At 68.6% G+C, this 18,975-nt stretch carries 15 protein-coding genes; 3 read left to right on the forward strand and 12 right to left on the reverse strand.

The annotated features are described in order from the left end of the window. Positions 1–8 precede the first annotated feature (8 nt). From pyrH to ACPYIS_RS10765, 4 genes are all read right to left on the reverse strand, one after another. Complete coding sequence (pyrH, locus tag ACPYIS_RS10750; protein ID WP_299023072.1) at positions 9–719, reverse strand: UMP kinase; 711 nt, start codon at positions 717–719, stop codon at positions 9–11. Positions 720–838: 119 nt separating this feature from the next. Beyond that, positions 839–1,735: a translation elongation factor Ts gene (gene tsf / locus ACPYIS_RS10755; RefSeq protein ID WP_299023073.1), complete on the reverse strand. Its 897-nt coding sequence runs from the start codon at positions 1,733–1,735 to the stop codon at positions 839–841. 109 nt (positions 1,736–1,844) lie between these two features. Further along, entirely contained in the window at positions 1,845–2,588 is a 744-nt protein-coding gene (gene rpsB, locus ACPYIS_RS10760) for a 30S ribosomal protein S2 (protein ID WP_424859380.1), read from the reverse strand. A gap of 217 nt (positions 2,589–2,805) precedes the next feature. Beyond that, complete coding sequence (locus ACPYIS_RS10765; protein ID WP_132963481.1) at positions 2,806–4,044, reverse strand: IS256 family transposase; 1,239 nt, start codon at positions 4,042–4,044, stop codon at positions 2,806–2,808. 146 nt (positions 4,045–4,190) lie between these two features. Between ACPYIS_RS10765 and ACPYIS_RS10770 the strand changes: the two genes are divergently transcribed. Continuing rightward, positions 4,191–5,777 (forward strand): NAD(P)H-hydrate dehydratase, encoded by a 1,587-nt coding sequence (locus tag ACPYIS_RS10770; RefSeq protein WP_425973566.1) that lies wholly within the window; start codon positions 4,191–4,193, stop codon positions 5,775–5,777. A 31-nt stretch (positions 5,778–5,808) separates the two neighbouring features. After that, positions 5,809–7,464 carry an acyl-CoA synthetase gene (locus ACPYIS_RS10775; RefSeq protein ID WP_299023077.1) on the forward strand — a complete coding sequence of 552 codons (1,656 nt, stop codon included), beginning with the start codon at positions 5,809–5,811 and terminating at the stop codon, positions 7,462–7,464. A 24-nt stretch (positions 7,465–7,488) separates the two neighbouring features. Here the strand turns inward: ACPYIS_RS10775 and ACPYIS_RS10780 are convergent, their stop codons facing one another. The 3 genes from ACPYIS_RS10780 to ACPYIS_RS10790 form a co-directional block, all read right to left on the reverse strand. Beyond that, positions 7,489–8,100, reverse strand: coding sequence for a thermonuclease family protein (locus ACPYIS_RS10780; protein ID WP_424859383.1), 612 nt, complete (start codon positions 8,098–8,100; stop codon positions 7,489–7,491). 39 nt (positions 8,101–8,139) lie between these two features. After that, complete coding sequence (locus tag ACPYIS_RS10785; RefSeq protein ID WP_424859384.1) at positions 8,140–10,521, reverse strand: YgiQ family radical SAM protein; 2,382 nt, start codon at positions 10,519–10,521, stop codon at positions 8,140–8,142. An 88-nt stretch (positions 10,522–10,609) separates the two neighbouring features. After that, positions 10,610–11,593 (reverse strand): alpha/beta hydrolase, encoded by a 984-nt coding sequence (locus ACPYIS_RS10790; RefSeq protein WP_424859385.1) that lies wholly within the window; start codon positions 11,591–11,593, stop codon positions 10,610–10,612. 129 nt (positions 11,594–11,722) lie between these two features. Between ACPYIS_RS10790 and ACPYIS_RS10795 the strand changes: the two genes are divergently transcribed. After that, positions 11,723–12,862, forward strand: a complete 1,140-nt coding sequence (locus tag ACPYIS_RS10795; RefSeq protein WP_299023083.1) for an iron-containing alcohol dehydrogenase — start codon at positions 11,723–11,725, stop codon at positions 12,860–12,862. A gap of 10 nt (positions 12,863–12,872) precedes the next feature. Here the strand turns inward: ACPYIS_RS10795 and ACPYIS_RS10800 are convergent, their stop codons facing one another. The 5 genes from ACPYIS_RS10800 to ACPYIS_RS10820 are packed head-to-tail and all read right to left on the reverse strand — an operon-like array spanning position 12,873 to position 18,965. After that, on the reverse strand, positions 12,873–13,970 hold the full coding sequence (locus ACPYIS_RS10800; protein WP_424859386.1) for a phospholipase: 1,098 nt from the start codon (positions 13,968–13,970) through the stop codon (positions 12,873–12,875). After that, positions 13,970–14,776 (reverse strand): HDOD domain-containing protein, encoded by an 807-nt coding sequence (locus ACPYIS_RS10805; RefSeq protein WP_314227157.1) that lies wholly within the window; start codon positions 14,774–14,776, stop codon positions 13,970–13,972. The genes ACPYIS_RS10800 and ACPYIS_RS10805 overlap by 1 nt, the downstream gene beginning before the upstream one ends. A gap of 9 nt (positions 14,777–14,785) precedes the next feature. After that, positions 14,786–15,613, reverse strand: coding sequence for an HDOD domain-containing protein (locus tag ACPYIS_RS10810; protein ID WP_424859387.1), 828 nt, complete (start codon positions 15,611–15,613; stop codon positions 14,786–14,788). A 52-nt stretch (positions 15,614–15,665) separates the two neighbouring features. Then, positions 15,666–18,002: a Tex family protein gene (locus tag ACPYIS_RS10815; RefSeq protein WP_424859388.1), complete on the reverse strand. Its 2,337-nt coding sequence runs from the start codon at positions 18,000–18,002 to the stop codon at positions 15,666–15,668. 54 nt (positions 18,003–18,056) lie between these two features. Then, a complete protein-coding gene (locus ACPYIS_RS10820) occupies positions 18,057–18,965 on the reverse strand; it encodes an SDR family oxidoreductase (protein ID WP_424859389.1) in 909 nt (302 codons plus the stop codon). Positions 18,966–18,975: the final 10 nt, after the last annotated feature.

An 18,975-nucleotide genomic window follows, 5' to 3' on the forward strand; every position in this document is an offset into this window, starting at 1 on the left:
TCGTGGTCTCAGACGTGCACCAGGGTCCCCTCGTCCTCGCCCATGACGACGCGCTTGAGCGCGCCGGGCTTGAAGATCGAGAACACCCGCACCGGCAGGTTCTGGTCACGGCACAGCGCAAACGCGGTCGCGTCCATCACCTGCAGTTGGCGCACCATGGCTTCGTCGAAACTGATGCGCGGATATCGGGTCGCCGTGGGATCTTTCTTGGGATCGGCCGTATAGACGCCATCGACCTTGGTCGCCTTGAGCACGATCTGGGCGCCGATCTCGGCGCCCCGCAGCGCGGCCGCGGTATCCGTGGTGAAAAACGGATTGCCCGTGCCCGCCGCGAATACGACCACCTTGCCCTCTTCCAGATACTGCAGCGCCTTCGGGCGCACGTAGGGCTCGACGACCTGATCGATCGCGATAGCCGACATCACGCGCGCCTTGGTACCGCCGCGCTCCAGCGCGTCACCGATGGCCAGCGCATTCATGACGGTGGCCAGCATGCCCATGTAGTCGGCGGTGGCGCGATCCATGCCGACGGCACCGCCCGCCACCCCGCGAAACAGGTTACCCCCACCGATGACGATGGCGACCTGCACCCCCAGGCGGTTGACCTCGGCCACCTCGGCGACGATGCGCTCGATGGTGCCGCGGTGGATGCCGAAGGCCTCGTCGCCCATCAGGGCTTCACCGGAGAGCTTGAGAAGAATGCGCTGCAAAGCGGGCATGGCGGGGTCTCGCAATCTGGCTGGGGATTGTACGGGGGTTGGACGGTCGGCAACGATCGCCCTGTAAAAACGGCCGGCCCCTGAACAGGAGCCGGCCGTCGGCAGAACAAACGCGTGCGTCAGGCTTTTTGCGCGGCCGCCACCTGCGCAGCCACTTCGGCGGCGAAGTCGTCTTGCTTCTTCTCGATGCCTTCGCCCACCACGTAGAGGGTGAAGCCCTTGACCGTGGTATTGGCACCCTTGAGGTACTGGCCGACAGTCTGCTTGCCGTCCGCGGCCTTGACGAACACCTGGTCCAGCAGCGAGACTTCCTTGAGGAATTTCTGCACCGCACCATCCACCATCTTGGCGATGATCTCGGCGGGCTTGCCGGATTCGGCCGCCTTTTGCTCGGCGATCGAGCGCTCCTTGGCGACCAGCTCGGCCGGCACCTCGGCCGACGACGTGGCCACCGGCTTCATGGCCGCGATGTGCATGGCCACGTCCTTGGCTGCCGTCGCGTCGCCCTCGTACTCGACCATGACACCGATGCGCACGCCATGCAGATAGGCCGCCAGCTGGCCGCCGCCCGCGTAACGCTTGAAGCGGCGGATCGTCATGTTTTCACCGATCTTGCCGATCAGCCCCTTGCGCACGTCTTCCACGGTGGGGCCAAAACCCTCCATCGACAGCGGCAACGCCGACAGCGCCGCCACATCGGCCGGGTCGCGCTCGGCGACCAGCTTGGCCAGCGCCTGGCAAAAGCTGCCGAACAGTTCGTTCTTGGAGACGAAATCGGTCTCGCAGTTGACTTCGATGAGCGCGCCGGTGTTGCCATCGATGTGCGACGCCACGACCCCTTCGGCGGTGACGCGGCTGGCCGCCTTACCGGCCTTGTTGCCCAGCTTGACGCGCAGGATTTCCTCCGCCTTTTCCATGTTGCCGTCGGCCTCGGTAAGGGCCTTCTTGCACTCCATCATGGGGGCGTCGGTCTTGGCGCGAAGTTCCGCGACCATGCTAGCGGTGATAGCTGCCATTGTGTTGCTCCTTGGGGCGGCGTGCGCCACCCGAGTGTGGATCAGGGGTATGTCCAGACGGTGACAAAAAAGGGGCACGCAGCCCCTTCGTCGCCGGTGACGCGGGGCGTCAGGCCTCCTCGACCTCGACGAACTCGTCGCCGCCCGCACGCGCGGCCTGCACGACCTGCTCGACAGCAGCACTGCGGCCTTCCAGCACGGCGTCGGCGATGCCGCGCGCGTAGATGGCCACCGCCTTGGCCGAGTCGTCGTTACCCGGGATGACGTAGTCGATACCTTCGGGCGAATGGTTGGTGTCGACCACGCCAATGACGGGGATGCCCAGCTTCTTGGCCTCGGCCACGGCGATCTTGTGGTAACCCACGTCGATCACGAAAATCGCATCCGGCAGCGCGGTCATGTCCTGAATGCCGCCGATGTCCTTTTCCAGCTTGGCCAGCTCGCGATTGAACAGCAGCTGCTCTTTCTTGGACATCCCCTCCAGACCGGCTTCTTTTTGCGCCTGCATATCCTTGAGGCGCTTGATGGACGTCTTGACGGTCTTGAAGTTGGTCAGCATGCCGCCCAGCCAGCGCTGATCGACATACGGCATACCGGCGCGTCGCGCCTCGGTGGCCACGATCTCGCGCGACTGGCGCTTGGTGCCCACCATCAGCACCGTGCCGCCGTTGGCGGTGAGCTGGCGCACGAACTTGCGCGCCTCCTCGAACAGCGGCACCGTCTTTTCGAGATTGATGATGTGGATCTTGTTGCGATGGCCGAAGATGTAAGGGGCCATCTTGGGGTTCCAGAAGCGCGTCTGGTGCCCGAAGTGGACACCGGCTTCCAGCATTTCGCGCATGGAAATCGACATGGTGGTCTTTCTATTCCGAAGGTTGGGTCTGAAGACGGCCCGGATCACGCGGCAAGCGACAAGGCTCGACCGACGCGACACCTGGGATGGGCCGGCTCGCGATTGCTTTGCGACTGCCAACGCGCACCTCGGCCAACGAGTCGCAAAACCTGTCGATTATAGGGGGATGTCCTGTTTTTTGTGTGTGGGGCGGTTTCTGAATCTGTCCTCGTGTCGTTCAGCGTGGTGCGAGGGTGAAGCGGTCGCCGTATAGTATCGCGAACTGGTTCATCGCCGATTTCCACTCCTTGCTCGCCCGCTTCCAGTCCGCGGTGATGTTGCGCAAGGCCAGCCAGATCAGCTTGGTGGCCGCCTCGTCGCTTGGGAAGTGCCCGCGGCTCTTGATGATCTTGCGTAACCGCGAATGCACGCTCTCGATGGCGTTGGTGGTGTAGATGATCCGCCGCACTTCGGGCGGGAACGCGAAGAACGGGATCACCCGGCTCCACGCCCGCCGCCAGGCCGCGACCACGGTCGGGAAGCGCTGGCCCCACGGCCCTGCCTCGAACGCGTCCAGCGCGCGCTCGGCGGCCTCCGCGCTCGGTGCGGTGTAGATCGGCTTGATCGCCGCGGCCAGCGCCTTACGGTCCTTCCAGCTCGCATAGTCGAGGCTGTTGCGGATCAGGTGCACGATGCAGGTCTGCAGGGTCGTGGCCGGAAACACCGCCTCCAGTGCCTCCGGCAGGCCCTTCAGGCCGTCGGCCACGCCGATCAGCAGGTCCGTGACCCCGCGGGTCTTGAGATCGTTGAACACCTTCATCCAGAACTTCGCGCCTTCGGTGTTCTCGATCCAAAGCCCCAGAATGTCGCGGGTCCCGTCCGGCAGCACGCCCAAGGCCAGATACACCGCCTTGTTGCGCACCACGCCGTCCTCGCGGATCTTCACCCGCAGGGCATCGAAGAACACCACCGGGTACATCGGCTCCAGCGGCCGGGCCTGCCAGGCCCCCACCTCGGCCATCACCGCGTCGGTGACGGCGCTGATGAACTCCGCTGACACCTCGATGGCGTACATCTCGGCCAGATGGCCCTGAATCTCGCGCACCGACATGCCGCGGGCATACATCGAGATGATCCGGTCGTCAAAGCCGGCAAACCGGCGCTCATGCTTCGGGATCAGCTGCGGTTCGAAGCTGCCGGCCCGGTCGCGGGGCACCTCGATCCGCAGCGGCCCGCCGTCGGTCAGCACGGTCTTGCCGCTGCGGCCGTTGCGATGGTTCCCGCAGCCGCCCTCGGGGCTGGCCAAGTGCACGCCCAGCTCAGCCCCCAAGGCGCGCTCGATCACGGCCTTCTTCAGCTTCTGGAACACGGCCTCGACGCCGGCGGCGTCCATCGGTCCGGGGATCAGCTTCTCAAGCAGCTCGTCGGGAAGAATGGCGTCCGGCTTCGCGGCGGGGGTGGTCTTCTTGCGTGGCATGGGGGCTCCTGAACATCGTCATGGTAGGCCCCTCACACAAAAATCCTGACACCCTCGATTATAGCGCGTCGCATCGAACTATAGCGCGTCGCATCGAACTGCGATGCACGCGTGCGGTGCCCGGGCCCGCGGCCTATACTGGCTCCATGCCCCTGCAACGACTGCTGCCACCGCCCGCCGATACACTCACCACGCCCTTGCACCGCCGCTGGCCGCTCTACGGGGTGAGGGCCTCGCGAACCATCGAGCGCCGGGCAGCGGCTGCCCTGCCCGCCCACACGCTGATGGCGCGCGCCGGGACGGCCGTGGCGCGCCTGGCGCGCGCGTGGCAACCGCACGCGCGCCGCGTCACGGTGCTGGCCGGCGGCGGCAACAACGGCGGCGATGGCTGGTTTGCCGCCGCGCTGCTGCAGCGCCATCTGGCACGGGTGCCGGGTGCGCAGGTGCGGGTCGTCAGCCTGTTGAGCGACCCGACCCGGCTACCCGACGATGCCCGCTGGGCGCGCGCGACGGCGCTGGAGGCAGGTGTGACCGCGGTCCACGATTTATCGGGTCTGGACGAGGGGGCGGATCTGGTCATCGACGCAGTGTTCGGCCTGGGTCTGTCGCGCCCGGTCACGGGTGTCGCGCTGGTCGCGCTGCGCTGGCTGCAAGCCTGCCCCGCGCCCACACTGTGCGTGGACCTGCCCAGCGGGCTGGATGCTGACAGCGGGCGCTGGTGGGCCGACGCCCCGCCGCATGCGTGCGGCCCGCGCGTGACGTTGGCCTTGCTGACCCTCAAGCCGGGCTTGTTCACCGGTGTTGGGCGCGCCTGTGTGGGATCAGCCCTCTGGTTCGACGATCTGGGTGTCACCGCCACCGAGGCGCCTGATGCCTGGCTGGCGTGGGACGACGCCTGGCCGCAGGTTCCCACTTTGCGGGCTGACCACGCCAGCCACAAAGGGCAACGCGGTGATGTGCTGATCATCGGCGGTCAGCTACCGACGACCGGCGACGGCATCGGCATGACCGGTGCCGCGCTGCTGGCCGGTCGTGCTGCCTTGCGCGCGGGCGCGGGTCGCGTCTATGTGGGCTTGCTCGGCGACGCCGACACCGTGCCGGCTGTCGACCCGGGGCAGCCCGCGCTGATGCTGCGCACGGCACGAGCGGCGCTGCAGTCGCCGCTCGTCGAGCAGGCCGTGGTGGTGGCGGGCTGTGGTGGCGGCCGTGCCATGGCCGATGCGCTGCCCCCGCTGCTGGCGCGCGCCCCCCGGCTGGTGCTGGACGCGGACGCGCTCAATGCGCTGGGTGCTGCGGCGGCGGCCGACGCCGCGCCCGACCCGGTCTGGGCCCGGCGCCGAGCCGCTGGCTGGTGCACCGTGCTGACCCCGCACCCGCTGGAGGCGGCGCGCCTGCTCGGGACCGACAGCGCCGCCGTGCAATCCGACCGCGTGCGCGCTGCCGCCACACTCGCGCAGCGGCTCGGCTCGGTGGTGGTACTCAAAGGCAGCGGCACCGTGATCGCCGCACCCGGGGTCACCCCGATCATCAATGCCAGCGGCGACGGGCTGTTGGCCACCGCCGGCACCGGCGACGTGCTGGCCGGCCTGATCGGCGCCCGGCTGGCCAATGTCCACGCCGAACCGCCCGACGTGCTGGACAGCGCCGTGGCACAAGCCGTTGCAGCCCACGGCGACCTCGTGCGATACTGGGCCTCACGGTGGCCCCCGACGGCGACCGATCTCGTCGCCTGATTCCCTGCGCGTTGCTCTAGGAGTCGTCTCGATGCCCATCGATGATCGCGACCTGCCCCGCTGTGCGGCCAATCATGTGCCGCTGACGCCGCTGTCGTTTCTGGAGCGCACCGCGCAGGTGTACCCTCAACGCCCGGCAATCGTCTACGGGTTGAGGGAATCGGCGCTGCGGCAGACGTGGCAGGAGACCGAACGACGCTGCCGGCGGCTGTCCAGTGCGCTGCAACGCAGCGGTATTGGACGGCGGGATACGGTCGCGACGCTGTTGCCCAATACCCCCCCAATGGTGGAGGCTCACTTTGGCGTGCCGATGGCGGGCGCGGTACTCAATGCCATCAATACCCGCCTCGACGCCGCGGCGGTGGCCTTCATGCTCGACCACGGCGAAGCGCGCGCGTTACTGGTGGACCCAGAGTTTGCCGCGCTGGCCGCCGAGGCGCTGCGCCTGCGGCAGCGCCGCGAACCGCCGCTCGTCGTGCTGACCCGCGACGCGTCGTTCGGACCGCCGACAGCAGCGCTCGACGCCATCGACTACGAGGATTTCCTTGCCAGCGGCGACCCGACCGCCCCCTGGGTGCTACCCGAGGACGAATGGGATCCGATCGCGCTGAACTACACCAGCGGCACCACAGGCAACCCCAAGGGAGTGCTGTACCACCACCGGGGGGCGGCCCTCAATGCGCTGTCCAACATACTGGAGTGGGACATGCCCAAGCACCCCGTCTATCTGTGGACGTTGCCGATGTTCCATTGCAACGGATGGTGCTTTCCGTGGACGCTGGCCGCGCGCGCAGGTGTCAACGTGTGCCTGCGGCGGGTAGAGGCGGCCGCAGTGTTCGAGCTGATGCGCACACACGGCGTCACCCACTACTGTGGCGCGCCGATCGTGCACGCCATGCTGGCCAACGCGCCCGAACCCATGAAGGCCGGACTGCCACGGGGCATCCGGGGCATGGTCGCGGCATCGGCCCCGCCAGCGGCGCTGCTGGAGGCGATGGAGCGCATGGGCATCGAGCTGACCCACGTCTATGGCCTGACCGAGGTCTATGGCCCTGCCACCGTCTGCGCGCCGCAACCCGATTGGGCCGATCAGCCACTGGCGCAGCGCGCGCGGCTCAACGCCCGCCAGGGCGTGCGCTATCACCTCCAGCAGGACGCGCGGGTGCTCGACCCCGGCACGATGCAGCCGGTGCCGTGGGATGGCGAGACGATCGGTGAGATCATGTTCCGCGGCAACATCGTCATGAAGGGTTATCTGAAAAACCCACAGGCGACGGCCGAGGCATTCGCCGGCGGCTGGTTTCACACGGGTGACCTGGCGGTGCAATACCCGGACGGCTACATCAAGATCAAGGACCGCAGCAAGGACATCATCATCTCCGGCGGCGAGAACATCTCTTCGATCGAGGTGGAGGACGTCCTCTACCGCCATCCGGCGGTGCAGGCCGCGGCAGTGGTCGCCAAGCCCGACCCCCGCTGGGGCGAGACACCGTGTGCGTTCGTCGAGTTGCGAGACGGCGCGCAAGTCACGGCCGAGGAATTGATCGCCCACTGCCGGGCCCACCTGGCCGCCTTCAAAGTCCCGCGTGCGGTGGTGTTTGGCGAGCTCCCCAAGACCAGCACTGGCAAGATCCAGAAGTTCGAACTGCGCAAGCGCGTTGGCTCCGTCCAAGCCATCGACGTCTGACCTCGTGGTGGTCCTGCGGTGACGTCACGGGCTGCTCACATCCGGAGCCAAGCCGTGCCCCGGATGCGCGCCATCGGCATGGGCCGAAGGGATGCGCCGCTGGCGCCGCCACTGCCACGGTGGCACGGCATCCGCATGCTGCCAAAGGCCACGACGGCCCCACCGTGCCTGCGCTTCGGCCAGCGCATACTGCCACCGTTCGGGCAGTGGCTGTTCATCGGCATGTGCCCGGTAGTGCCACGCCAGCCCTTGCTCCAGCAGCCACAGCGACAGATCGGTCGGCGCCAACGGTCCATCCGGCACCCACACCACGGCCAACAGGCGGCCGTAGCGGTCGTGTCCGCGCGGCTCCAGCCGCACGAGCCGCCCTTGCGCCAGCGCGCGAACCGCGTCGCGCGCCTGCTCGCCAAACGGCTGCGCGATTTCTGGCGCGTCGATGACCGCCAACCGCACAGTCCGCTCGCGCCCCGTGCCATCGCGCACGCGCAAGGTGTCGCCGTCGTGCACGGCGATGACGGTAACCGCGAGCGCGCCCGCGCCGTCGGCTGCTGGCGGTGCGCCACTGCAACCCAGCAGCACCCCCAGCCATACCGACAGAATCAGCCAGCGACTGCCGAGCCGAGCCACGAAGCGCACTGTCGGAATCCCCTTCAATGGCGATGGGGCGGCTGGCTGTTAGCGCTTGCGCCGCGCCTGCGGGGTGCGCGGCGCGCGGCGCGTCGGCTCCTCGGCCCCGGTGGCGCGCGGCGGCAGCCCGGTGTGTTGGGTCAACAGCCGCCCGCGGGGCGGTGGCGCCTCGGCCGCCGTGGCTTGCCCGGGCGCGCGCGCCTTGGCCGCCGGTGGCGTGGAATTGGCGCCTCGCGGCGCGCGGTAGCCGCCATCGGTGACGGGCTGGTACGCAGGCACCAGGTGGTGTTTGCCGTTGCCGATCAAATCGGCACGGCCCATGGCCTTGAGCGCCTCGCGCAACAGCGGCCAGTTGTTGGGGTCGTGGTAGCGCAAAAACGCCTTGTGCAAGCGCCGGCGCCGCTCGCCGCGCACCACATCCACCTTCTCGGTGCGCTCGTCGCGGTGGATGCCCTTGAGCGGGTTGAGCCCCGTGTGATACATCGCGGTGGCCGTGGCCATGGGGCTTGGATAGAAGGTTTGCACCTGGTCGGCGCGAAAGCCGTTGCGCTTGAGCCACAGCGCCAGGTTCATCATGTCCTCGTCCGTGGTGCCCGGGTGGGCGGCGATGAAGTACGGGATGAGGTACTGCTCCTTGCCTGCCTCGCGCGAGTAGCGGTCGAACATCTGCTTGAAGCGGTCGTAAGTGCCGATGCCCGGCTTCATCATTTTGGACAGCGGCCCGGGCTCGGTGTGTTCGGGCGCGATCTTCAGATACCCCCCAACGTGGTGCTGCACCAGCTCGCGCACGTATTCAGGGCTGCGCACCGCCAAATCGTAGCGCAGGCCCGATCCGATCAGAATCTTTTTGACGCCCGGCAGCGTGCGCGCACGGCGGTACAGCTGCACCAGTGGTCCATGGTCCGTGTGCAGGTTGGCGCAAATGTCCGGGTAGACGCAACTGGGCTTGCGGCAGGCGGCCTCGATGGCCGGGCTGCGACACCCCAGGCGGTACATATTGGCCGTGGGGCCACCCAGGTCCGAGATGACACCGGTAAACCCTGGCACTTTGTCGCGAATTTCCTCGATTTCGCGCAGGATGGACGCCTCGGAGCGGCTCTGAATGATGCGCCCCTCGTGCTCGGTGATGGAACAGAAGGTGCAACCGCCAAAACAGCCCCGCATGATGTTGACGCTGAAGCGGATCATCTCCCAAGCGGGGATCTTGGTCGGCCCATCGTGGCGGCCGTTCGCATCGGCATACGCCGGGTGTGGGCTGCGCGCATACGGCAGGCCGAACACCCAATCCATCTCGGCCGTGGTCAGGGGAATGGGCGGCGGGTTGATCCACACGTCCCGTGCCGAAGGGCCGCTGCCATGCGCCTGCACCAACGCACGCGCGTTGCCGGGGTTGGTCTCCAGGTGCAGCACGCGGTTGGCGTGCGCGTACAGCACCGGGTCGGCCTTGACCTGCTCGTAGCTGGGCAGGCGGATGACGGTGCGCTCGCGCGGCAGCCCTCCTCGGCGGGCCAGCGCCGGATTGGGCATGAAGCGCACAGGCGCCACGGGCGACCGTGCCGCGGACGCCGTGTTGGCTGCCTCGGCCTGGGCCTGCGCCTCGGCCTCGCGCGCACAGGTCTGTCCCTGCGCCTGGGCCTGCTCCGAGACCATCAGGTAGGGGTTCACGTGCGCCTCCACCCGGCCGGGGCGGTCCACCTCGGTCGAGTCGATCTCGAACCACCCCTCGGGTGTGCCGCGGCGCACGAAGGCAGTGCCCCGCACGTCGGTGATGGATTCGATCGGCTCACGGCGCGCCAGACGGTGCGCCACCTCGACCAGCGCGCGCTCGGCATTGCCATAGAGCAGCAGATCGGCCTTGGCGTCGAGCAGGATGGAGCGGCGCACGGTCTCGCTCCAATAGTCGTAGTGAGCGATGCGGCGCAGGCTGGCCTCGATGCCGCCCAGGATGATCGGGACGTCCTTGTACGCCTCGCGACAGCGCTGGGCATACACGATGCAGGCACGATCCGGCCGCTTGCCCGCCACGCCGCCAGGGGTGTAGGCATCGTCGGAGCGAATCTTGCGATCCGCTGTGTAGCGGTTGATCATGGAGTCCATGTTGCCCGCCGTCACGCCCCAGAACAGGTTGGGCCGGCCCAGGGCTTTGAACGGCTCGGCGCTGTGCCAATCAGGCTGGGCAATGATGCCGACGCGAAAGCCCTGCGCCTCGAGCACGCGACCGATCACCGCCATGCCAAAGCTCGGGTGGTCGACGTAGGCGTCACCCGTGACCAGAATCACGTCGCACGAATCCCAACCCAGCGCCTCCATCTCGGCGCGGCTCATGGGCAGGAACGGCGCCGTGCCGAAGCGCTTGGCCCAGTATGGCTTGAAGCTGGTCAGCGGCTTGGCATCGCGCGGAAAGAAAGAGACGTCGAGCGGAGCGTTCATCGGGCGCAGGCGTCCATGGAAAAAAGCTTTTCAGTTTACGCGCGCGCAGCGCTGCAGGCGCACGCTTGCCGCATCCGCCCTTTTTGCATCAGGGAGACTCGCGCGATTCCCCTACGATACCCCACGCACCGCGCAGCGCGCGCGCCGCATCGGCAAGGGCCTGCTGGGCCTCGGGCACGGCCCGCCCCATTTTGATGAATTCGTGCGTGACGCCGCGGTAGATTTCCAGCTCGAACGGCACCGCTGCCATGCGCAGCCGATCGGCCAGCTCGACGCCCTCGTCCACCAGCGGATCGCACTCGGCCAGACCGATCCACGCCGGCGCCACGCCATCGAAGTCCGGCGCCAGCAACGGCGCAAAGCGCCAATCTTCGCGCTGCGCGTCATCGACATAGTGGCGAAAAAACCACTGGATCGTCTCGGCCTCGAGCACGAAGCCATGCCCAAAGCGGCGGTGCGAGCGGGTGTCTTGCCACGCGCTGCAACCCGGATAGAACAAGAGCTGCAGCGCCAGCGGCCAGCCGGCATCGCGCGCATGGAGGGCGACCACCGCCGCCAGGGTGCCTCCCGCGCTGTCGCCCCCCACGGCGATACGGCCAGGGTCCAACCGCAGGTCAGCCGCAGCCCCGCGCAGCCAGGCCAGCGCATCGACCGCATCGTGCACCGCGGTGGGAAAGCGGTGCTCGGGCGCCAACCGATAGTCGAGCGACAGCACCGCGCAGCCCGCGAGCGCCGCCAAACGTCGGCACAGGGCCGCATGGGTACGCACGCTGCCCACCACGAAGCCGCCCCCGTGAAAATACAACAACACCGGCAACGGCGCCTGCCCGGTCGCGGGCGGCGCGACGAGCTCAGCGCTCAACACGGCGCCATCGCGCGCGGGCACCGACAAGCACTGCTCACGGGCCATGGGTGGCGGCGGCAGCTCCAACACCTCGGCGCCCGCCTCGTAAAACGCGCGCGCTTGCGCCACCGTCAGGGTGTGCAGCGGCGGGCGGCGGGCGCGCGCCATGCGCGCCAGCACGCCGCGCATGGCGGGGGTCAACAGGTGGTGTGGGTCCCCATTCGACATGGGCACGATTGTCACCCCAATGCCCACCCGCGTTGTCACGCACGCACTTGCCGGCCCACCCGCAGTGGCGTTACCGTCGGCCACCGCACAATACGAACACCACCCCCAAACAAAAGGCAAGGAGACTCCATGGCCGAGATTCGCTACCTCACCACCATCCAGGTCGAAGCGGGAGCGTTGCGCCTGCTGCCTGCCGAATGCGCCCGCGTCGGCATGCGGCGCCCGCTCATCGTCACCGACGCGGGGGTGCGCGACGCGGGCCTACTGGCGCGTGCGCTGACCGTGCTGGGCGACGCCCTGCCCTGCGCGGTCTTCGATGGCACCCCGCCCAACCCGACGGAAGCGGCGGTGCGCGCCGCCGTGCAGCGCTTCCGCGACCACCGCTGCGACGGGCTGATCGCGCTCGGTGGCGGCAGCGCCATCGACTGTGCCAAAGGCGTGGCCATCGCCGCCACGCATGACGGCCCGCTCAAGACCTACGCCACCATCGAAGGCGGCTCACCCCTGATCACCGATCGCGTACCGCCGTTGATCGCTATCCCCACCACCGCCGGCACGGGCAGCGAAGTCGCGCGCGGCGCCATCCTGATCGTCGACGATGGCCGCAAACTGGGTTTTCACAGCTGGCACCTGCTGCCCAAGGCCGCCATCCTGGACCCCGAGCTGACCGTCGGCTTGCCCCCGCGCCTGACCGCGGCCACCGGCATGGACGCGATCGCCCACTGCATCGAGACCTTCCTGGCCCCGGCCTTCAACCCTCCGGCGGACGGCATCGCGCTCGACGGTCTGACGCGTGGCTGGGCCCACATCGAGCCAGCCACGCACAACGGGCGTGACCTCGACGCCCGGCTGCACATGCTGTGCGCCAGCATGCAGGGGGCTATGGCGTTCCAAAAAGGGCTGGGCTGCGTGCACTCCCTCAGCCACAGCCTGGGCGGGCTCGATCCCACCCTGCACCATGGCACGCTCAACGCGATCTTTTTGCCCGCGGTCATCGCCTTCAATGCCGACGCCGAGAGCGTGCGCCGCGAACGCCGCTTGGAACGCATGGCCCAAGCCATGGGCCTGGCCGCCCCGGAAGACATCGGCCCGGCCATCCGTGCGCTCAATGCCCGCTTGGGCCTGCCCCGCGGGTTGACCGAGCTGGGTGTACGACGCGACCAATTCGAGCGCATCATCGACGGGGCGCTTGCCGACCACTGCCACCGCACCAACCCGCGCACCGCCTCACGCGAGGACTACCGCGCAATGTTGGAGGCGTCGATGTAACGCGCGCCGCTCACAGCGGCTCGACCCGGCTGGGGTCGGGTTGCTCGAGCCAGGCAGCAAATTCGTCGACCAGGCGCTGCGCCTCGCGCACGGCCGTCTGCCACACCCGCATGCGCTCGGACAGGTGGTGGCCGTAGCGCTCGAAGTCCGTGCGGTCGGGCAGCTTGCCGTTGGGCAACGACCGCACCCACGCCGGGTCGGGCGCCAGCACGATGGTGCGATCGAGCGCCGACGTGGGCCGGTGGCGCCAGCGCAATCCCTTGTCCAGCCAACCCGGGATGACCTGACGCTGAAAATGCGGGTAGAGCACCAAGCCGCGCTCGGGCCGCCAGCGCAGGTGCAGGTGGTAGTCGGTGATGCCGCCGTCCCAGTACGCCCCCGGCGGCGCGCCGGGGATGTCGTGCACAGCCCGCAGCACGAAGGGGATGGAACAGCTCGCCTGCAGCGCGGGCATGAAGTTGCCGCCGTCGAGCGGCACCTGCCGGGTCCGGTAGTCCGACGAGTCGAACGGCAGCGCCGGCAGCCCACCCACCCCCGGCGACGCCGCCGATGGCGCGGAGAACACCACCCGCTCCAGCCAAGCCCCCATCGCACGGCGGTGTGCCACGTTGGCCACGAAGGCAGCCGCGTAACCGGCCGCCGTGCGCCATGGGCCCTCTCGTCGTAACACGTGCCGCCCGCGCGTGGTCACGATGTGCAGACGATAGCGCGGGTGCTGCAGCAGTCCGGGCAGATGCGGGCCGAAAAAGTCACGCAAATTGCGCGCAAAGGCCTCACTGACGTGCTCGGGCAGCGGGCGGCGCCGCCCCGGCTCCACCTCGTACGCCTGCGCGATGTAGTCTCGCTCCAGTCGCTCGAACGCCGCCACGGGGTCGGGCAGGCACGCCGTGGCCATGCGCCAAGCACCGATGGAAGCGCCCACCAGGTCGACGGAGTGCCCGCCGCGCGGCAACCATTGGCCAAACAGAAACCGGTCCAGCGGCCCCAGGATGAGCCCTTTCGGCCCGCCTGCGGCCCCCGGGATGATGCCCACCGCGCTCGGCTGCAAGCCCTCACGCTGCAGGTGGGCCAACGCGGTCGGGCCGGCGTGGATGCGCAACGCACGCATCAGACCAGGCCCTCCGTCTCCACGATACCGGGGTCGACCAGCACGTCGGGGTCGAGCGCCAGCAACTCTCCGACCGCATCCGGGTAGGTATGGATCAGCACGTCGCGTTGGTTGCCCAGCGCCCACACCCGCGCCCGCCAGGCGGCCATGTGCACGACGGCCGCCAACGGGTCGGCCACATCGCGGTGCAGCGGATCGACGTGCTGCTCGACCGCTTGCACCAACACCCGCGGCAAGCGCCAGTGCTGGCACAGGGCAGCCCCGACCTCGGCATAACAATACCCGAGGGCTTGATATTCGGCCCCGGCACGGTCCAGCGCGTACCAGGGTCGGTCGTGCGGCAGCTCCCGCATCACCTGAGGCATGGCTTGATGCATCACCAGCTCTCCCACGGCGTGCAGCAACGCGGCGGTGAAGGCGACGGCATCATCGAGCCGACGCGGCGCACACACGAGGCGTGCCACCGACGCCGCCACCACGCTGTACGACCAGAAGCGCTCCAGATCGATGCCCGGCGGCGCCGGGAAGCGGCTTTGCACGGCGGCAGCCAGCACCAGCGCGCGCACCCGGTTGAGCCCCAGCACCATCACCGCATCGCGCACGCTGTGCACCGGGCGCAGCAAGCGCAAGAAGGCCGAATTGGCTTGGCGCAGCAACCGCGCAGCCAACGCCGGATCCCGCTCGATATCGGCGGTGATGGCGGCCAGATCCACCTCGTCCTGACCAAACGTGGCGATCAAGCGCGCCGCCACCTCGGGCACGACGGGCAACGCCTCCGGGGTTTGCAGCAAGTCTTGCAAACGCATGCGGCGACGTCAGTGCAAAAAGGCCGCCAGCTCGCCCGCAGAGGCCCACTCCTGCGGGTCTTTGTCGAGCACGGTCTGCAAGTCCAGCCCCAGCAGGAGGGCCACCACGTCCGGAAAGGTGGCGGCCATGGCATCGCGATCCATGTTCATCTCTTGCGCACGGGCGCGCCACGACGCCATGTGCACCACCCCGGCGAGCGGCTCGTACAGATCCCCCTCGAACGGCACCAACTGATGCCGCAGCGCCGTCACGATGACGTCCGGAAAGTCCCAGCGCTGCGCAAACGCCGCACTGACATCCGCGTAGGTGTAGCCCAACACCGAGCGCTCGACCTCGGCACGCTTCATGTCGAACGGCGACACCCGCCAATCGATCTTGGCCACCACGTCGGGCATTCCGATGTGCATGACCAGATCGCCCACCGCATGCACCAAGCCGGCGGTGAAGGCCGCGCCGTCGGGCAGCTTCAGGCTGCGCGCCAGCGGCCGGCAGATCTTGGCGGTGTTGAGGCTGTAGCGCCAAAACTGCTCCAAGTTGACGCCCGGCACGCTCTTGAAACTGGCCCCGAGCGCGACCGCCTGCACCAGCGTGCGCAGGTGGTTGAAGCCCAGCACGGTGATGGCCTCGCCCACGCTGTCGATTTGGCGCGTCAGCCCAAAGAACGCCGAATTGGCCAGCTTGAGCAGCCGCGCCGTCAGCCCGGGGTCGGTGGCCACCAGTTCCGCGATTCGGCGCGCATCTGGCTCGTCCCGGTCCAGCTCGGCCGTGACCTCGGAGACGACGCGCGGAATGCTCGGGATGGCCTTGGCCTGTTGCAGCAGTTCGTCCAGTGTCATGGCGCACAGTTTATCGGCCCTCGCCCCGGCTGTCCGCCCCTGTCGCGACAATTCAGCGCCGCTGCGCCTGCCACTTGGCAAACGCACTGGCCATCGCGGTGGGGGCGGGCGCCTCCTGCCGCGGGCGACCGGCGCGCGCGGCACCCGCCTGCACGCGCGGGCGCATCCCGCCATCGACCGCGGGCGACGCGTCCAACCGCATCGTCAACCCGATGCGCCGGCGCGCCACGTCCACTTCCAACACCTTGACGCGCACGATGTCGCCGGCCTTGACGACCTCGCGCGCGTCGGCCACATAGCGGTTGGCCAGTTGGCTGACGTGCACCAGACCATCCTGGTGCACGCCGATGTCGACGAAGGCACCGAACTGCGCCACGTTGGTCACCGTACCCTCCAGCACCATGCCGGGCCGCAGGTCGTCGAGACTGTGCACCGCCTCGTCGAACTGCGCCACGCGAAACGTTGGGCGCGGGTCACGCCCGGGCTTTTCCAGCTCGGCCAGGATGTCACGCACGGTCACGGGCCCGAAGCGCTCGTCAGCCAAGCTTTCCGGGCGCAGCGCGCGCAGCACCTCGGGCTTGCCCATCACGGCCTCGATCGGCTGGCCGGCCGCCGCCAGGATGCGTTGGACCACCGGGTACGTCTCCGGGTGCACACCGGTCATGTCCAGCGGATCGTCTCCGCCACGGATGCGCAAAAACCCGGCGCATTGCTCGAACGTCTTGGGGCCGATGCCCGTGACCTCCAACAGCTGCCGTCGATGGCGAAACGCCCCGTGCGCATCGCGCCAGCGCACCAGCGCCCGCGCGGTCGCGGGCGACAGGCCCGCCACGCGGGCCAGCAGGGGCACGCTCGCGGTGTTGAGATCCACCCCCACCGCGTTCACGCAATCTTCCACCACCGCGTCCAGCGTGCGCGCCAGCGCCGCTTGGTTCACGTCGTGCTGGTACTGCCCCACGCCAATGCTCTTGGGGTCGATCTTGACGAGCTCGGCCAGCGGGTCTTGCAGTCGGCGCGCGATGCTGACCGCGCCGCGCAGACTCACGTCCAGCTCGGGCAACTCCTGCGCGGCGACTTCGCTAGCGCTGTAGACCGACGCCCCCGCCTCGCTGACCACGACCTTTTGCGGCACGCGCTGGGCGTCGCGGGCACGCAGCCGCTGCTGCAGCTCGCCCACCAGACGGTCCGTCTCGCGGCTCGCGGTGCCGTTGCCGATCGCGATCAGCTCCACCCCATGCCGCAGCACCAACGCGGCCAGCGTCGCCAATGCCCCCTCGACATCGCGCCGGGGCTCGAACGGATAGACGGTGGCCGTGTCCACCACCTTGCCCGTGGCATCGACCACGGCCACCTTGACGCCGGTGCGAATGCCGGGATCCAGGCCCATGGTCGGCCGCGGCCCGGCCGGGGCGGCCAACAGCAGGTCGCGCACATTGGCACCAAACACCTGGATCGCCACCGCCTCGGCCGCCTCGCGCAAGCGGGCAAACAAGTCGCGTTCGATCGACAGGCTTAACTTGACGCGCCAGGTCCAAGCCACGCAACGGCGCAGCCAGTCATCCGCGGCGCGCCCTTGGTGCGACCAGCCCAGCAGCCGGGCCAATCGGCCCTCGGCCAGCGACGGCTGGCCGGGTTCGGGCTCTTGCGGCTGCGCCAGGCGCAGGTCCAACACCTCCTGCGTCCGCCCGCGAAACATGGCCAGCGCCCGGTGCGACGGCACACGCGCGATCGGCTCGTCGTGCTCGAAATAATCGCGAAACTTGGCCACCTCGGGGTCGTTGGGGTTGCGCGCGTCGATGCGGCGGCTGCGCAGCAACCCCTCCTGCCACAGCCACTCGCGCAGGGGCTGCACGACGGCCGGATCCTCTGCCCAGCGCTCGCTCAAGATGTCGCGCGCACCATCCAGCACCGCGGCCATCGTGGTGAAGTCGCCGCCCTCCTCGCCCGGCGCGGGTTTGACGTAAGCCTGAGCGGCCGCCTGCGGGTCGAGCGTGGGGTCGGCCCACAGGGCGTCAGCCAACGGCTCCAGGCCCGCTTCGCGCGCGATTTGCGCCTTGGTGCGGCGCTTGGGCTTGTAGGGCAGGTACAGGTCCTCCAAGTCCTGCTTGGTCGGTGCCGCCTCGATGGCGGCGCGCAGGGCGGGGGTGAGCTTGCCCTGCTCCTCGATGCTGCGCAGGATGGCCGCGCGCCGGTCCTCCAACTCACGTAGGTAGGCCAGGCGCTGCTCGAGCTGGCGCAGCTGCGTGTCGTCCAGGCCGCCGGTGGCCTCTTTGCGGTAGCGTGCGATGAAGGGAACGGTGGCACCGCCATCGAGCAGGTCCACCGCGGCCTGCACCTGGGCGGCGCACACGCCGAGCTCGTCGGCGATGCGTTGCACGATCGTCGTCATGGATGGGCATGGGTTGTCCGTGAGCGCGGGAGTGTGCCACAGGACCCGGCGCCCTCAACCCATCGCACGCAGGGCAGCACGCAGCTGCGCGCCCACCTCCGGCCGGTCGGCAAACGGGTCGGGCGGCTCGCGCCCCTCGACGATGGCCTGCATGCGGGCCGCCACGGGTGCCAGCGCGTGCGGGTGGCTGTAGATGTAGAAGCGACCCTGCTCCATCGCATCGAACACACGCTGCGCCACTTCGGCTGCCGTTACTTTGCCGCTGCTGACGGCCTTTTCGCTCATGGCCTGGCCGATGAGCTGGCTGCGCGTGGGCGCGGCAGGCGGCAGCTCGGCAGGACGGTTGCGCTGACTCTGGCTGATACCGGTGGGCACGAAGTACGGGCACAGCACGCTGGCGCTGATCTGATCGGTCACGAGTCGCAAGTCCTGGTACAACGTTTCGGTCAAGGCGACCACCGCGTGCTTGCTGACGTTGTACACGCCCATGTTGGGCGGCGTCAGCAACCCGGCCATGCTGGCCGTATTGACGATGTGCCCGCGCCAGTGCGGATCGGCGCTCGCCGCCGCCAACATCATCGGGGTGAACAGGCGCACCCCGTGGATCACCCCCCACAGGTTGACGCCCAGTACCCACTGCCAGTCGGCCACGGTGTTTTCCCACACCAGACCGCCTGCCGCCACGCCCGCGTTGTTGAATACGAGATGCGGGGCGCCGAAGCGCTCGCGCACGGCATCCGCCAACGCCTCCATCTGCGCGCCGTCGGACACATCCACGCGCCGCGCGAGCACGTCGGTGCCCTGCGCGCCCAGTTCTTGCGCCGCGGCATCGAGCGCGTCGGCCTGGACATCCACCAGCACGAGCTTCATGCCCCGCAATGCTGCCAGACGGGCGACTTCGAGCCCGAGACCCGATCCAGCACCGGTCACGACGGCCGTTTTGTCCTTGAAATCTCGCATCATCGGCACATTC

Origin of the sequence: Tepidimonas sp. HKU78 (assembly GCF_049860815.1) — a bacterium.
Taxonomy (GTDB): domain Bacteria; phylum Pseudomonadota; class Gammaproteobacteria; order Burkholderiales; family Burkholderiaceae_C; genus Tepidimonas.